At 67.6% G+C, this 2,593-nt stretch carries 3 protein-coding genes; 2 read left to right on the top strand and 1 reads right to left on the bottom strand.

Going from position 1 to position 2,593, the window contains the following annotated elements:
* The first annotated feature begins 181 nt into the window (after nucleotides 1-181).
* Nucleotides 182-400: a hypothetical protein gene (locus E1J50_RS26290; protein ID WP_132256935.1), complete on the top strand. Its 219-nt coding sequence runs from the start codon at nucleotides 182-184 to the stop codon at nucleotides 398-400.
* A gap of 294 nt (nucleotides 401-694) precedes the next feature.
* On the opposite strand, the gene E1J50_RS26285 is transcribed toward E1J50_RS26290, so the two are convergent.
* Nucleotides 695-1,300, bottom strand: coding sequence for an HdeD family acid-resistance protein (locus tag E1J50_RS26285; RefSeq protein WP_132256937.1), 606 nt, complete (start codon nucleotides 1,298-1,300; stop codon nucleotides 695-697).
* A gap of 241 nt (nucleotides 1,301-1,541) precedes the next feature.
* Between E1J50_RS26285 and E1J50_RS26280 the strand changes: the two genes are divergently transcribed.
* Nucleotides 1,542-2,582: a patatin-like phospholipase family protein gene (locus E1J50_RS26280; RefSeq protein ID WP_132253277.1), complete on the top strand. Its 1,041-nt coding sequence runs from the start codon at nucleotides 1,542-1,544 to the stop codon at nucleotides 2,580-2,582.
* Nucleotides 2,583-2,593 lie beyond the last annotated feature (11 nt).

Below are 2,593 nucleotides of genomic sequence, written 5' to 3'. Positions count from 1 at the left end.
AATGTCCGAGCCCGTTCGGCTTTTCACGGAGCGGCCGTAGGCCTGAAACCTTCTCCGAGCCGGAGCATCCAAGGGTCCGTCGATCGAGGTGGCCGCCTCAAGGCGATGGCATCCAGGCGGACGGGCTCGGGATCCGGAGAGACATTCACGGCCCGAAACGGAAGGATCGGAGGAGAGCACGATGCATGTGCCAGCGGCGGCATTGGTTGAGGCCGCAGCCTTCACGCTCGGATGTATCGCGATCCACAGGATGCGCCGGCATGCGCTGCGTCTGACGAAAGTCCTGGTGGTGGTGCTGATTGCGGTCGCCCTCGTCTGCATCATGGTGGATACCCTGCTCCACCCGGGGGCCGTGGCCGACGAGTACGACATGCTGTCCGCTCTCGAGGATGCGCGCTGATCGCGCCTCCTGAGTCGCTCGCAGCGTCCGCGAGGCGTTGCGGCGACGTCAGTCCGGGTTGGGGCTGTGATACGCGCTCCGGCGACGATTCTGGCTCCGCCCGCCTCGGCTTCAGCGTTCGGCTCTCGCGGATGTCCCGACCTGCCTGCAGAGAACCCTGCCTTGGGCGCGCGTCAGGGATCGTCGACCTTCGGCATGACGATCGAAGAGGTCCGCGGCATCGTCGCGGCTCACGATCGTCCCGCCACCGCAGGGCGGCAGAGGGCGCCGGCAGGGTGTTCGGCCAAGGCGCCTCTACTTGATACCCAACGATCCGAAACGCGCTCCGACCGGCATCGCCGCGCGCGGATCCCGGGCGAGCCCGGCCCAGCACCAGGACAGGCCGGCAGCCAGCAGATCGCAGGAGACGAACAATCCGATCGCCCAAAGCCCGGACCAGGGCCATTGCTGAATGATGGCCATCCCGAGCAGCACCGAGATCAAAGCCAACAGAATGACCGCGGCGCGGGAGGTCTTCACCTCGTGGATGACGGCCCAGACAGCCCTGGCGATACCCGATGCGATCAGGACGAGGCCCAGCACCAAGGTCAGGGCGACCGAGGCCTGAAGGGGCTGCAAGACCGCGTACAGGCCGCCAGCGACATACAGCGCGCCGGCCAGGATTCGAGCCGCGCGGGAGTGCCAGGGCTCGCGCGTCTGGGCCACGGCTTCGATGATCTCCGCCGGACCTGCGATCAGCAGCAGCACGCCGTACCAGAGCGTGCTGGCGACGGTGAACGCCACCGTCATGTACAGGCCCGCCACCCCCAGGACGAGGAGAACGGCGCCCGCGGCCGTGAACCACCATCGGCTGGGACGCGCGCCAACGTTCTGATTCCTCAAGGCCGCCACGTCGCTCATGCGCCGCCTCCCTGGAACATGCCGCCGCAATCTACACGGGCAGCGAACCCACGCTTGATCCGACGAGACGGATGCCGGTCGGGAGCGATCGGCGGACGGTCACGATCGAGCCAGGCGAGATCGGTCGCGCGTCGCAGGCGGGCAAGGACGCACAGGCCAGGCGCGACGGCTGACGAAGCCGGCACCTGCGCTCGAACTCGGTTGGCCCGAACCGCGTACCGGCCCCGTATCGGAGGCACGCATGGCTCCCGCCCCCGCCCGGCAGGATTCCGACCCGCTCCTCATCGACCTTGCGCTGCAGGGCGGGGGCGCGCACGGCGCCTTCACCTGGGGCGTTCTCGATCGCTTGCTCGACGAGCGCCGGTTGGAGATCGAAGCGATCTCCGGCACCTCGGCCGGAGCCATGAACGCCGCGGTCCTGGCTCATGGCTACGGGAAGGACGGGCCGGCCGGAGCGAAGGCCGCGCTTGAAAACTTCTGGCGACAGGTCTCCGATGCCGCGAGGTTCAGCCCGTTCCGCCGCGGCCCGTTGGACGTCCTGCTGGGGCGCTGGAGCCTCGACCATTCGCCGCTCTTCGCCGCCATGGACATGATGGCGCGCGTCGTCTCGCCGTACGATCTCAATCCGGCCGGCGCCAATCCGCTTCGCGCGATCCTCGCGGACACGATCGATTTCGAAGGCCTGACCCGCAGCCCGATCAAGCTGTTCGTCACCGCGACGAACGTCCAGAGCGGCCGAGGACGCGTGTTCCGCAACGCCGACCTCACTCCCGACGTGCTGCTGGCCTCCGCCTGCCTGCCGACGCTGTTCCAAGCGGTCGTGATCGACGGCGACGCCTACTGGGACGGAGGTTATGCCGGCAACCCCACGATGACGCCGCTCATCCGCGATTGCGACTCCCAGGACACGATCCTGGTTCAGATCAATCCGATCGATCGGCCGGGACCGCCAACCTCGGCCCGGGAGATTACCAACCGCCTCAACGAGGTGTCGTTCAACGCCGTCCTGATGAAGGAACTCAGGATGATGGCGCTGCTCAAGCACGTGGCCAGCCCGAGCGACGACGAAGGCGCGCGATGGGCGCGGATGCGCATCCACCGGATCTCCAGCGCGATGATGCTGGAGCTCGGCTCCTCATCCAAGCTCAATGCCGAATGGCCGTTTCTCGTCCTGCTTCGCGACGAGGGGCGACGGGCAGCCGCCGATTTCCTGGGCCGTCATCACGTCGACCTCGGCCGGCGCTCGTCTCTCGACCTCGATGGCTTTCTCCACGGGATCTGATCGATGGGGCT

The organism is Methylobacterium segetis, assembly GCF_004348265.1.
In the GTDB taxonomy this organism is placed as follows: domain Bacteria; phylum Pseudomonadota; class Alphaproteobacteria; order Rhizobiales; family Beijerinckiaceae; genus Methylobacterium; species Methylobacterium segetis.
Note: the sequence above shows the minus strand (reverse complement) of the source record. Positions and strands in the feature narration are given on the sequence as shown.

Bases quoted from the DNA above. Each gene is read 5' to 3' on its own strand.
- E1J50_RS26285 (WP_132256937.1), bottom strand. From the start codon at position 1,300: ATGAGCGACGTGGCGGCCTTGAGGAATCAGAACGTTGGCGCGCGTCCC.
- E1J50_RS26290 (WP_132256935.1), top strand. From the start codon at position 182: ATGCATGTGCCAGCGGCGGCATTGGTTGAGGCCGCAGCCTTCACGCTC.
- E1J50_RS26280 (WP_132253277.1), top strand. From the start codon at position 1,542: ATGGCTCCCGCCCCCGCCCGGCAGGATTCCGACCCGCTCCTCATCGAC.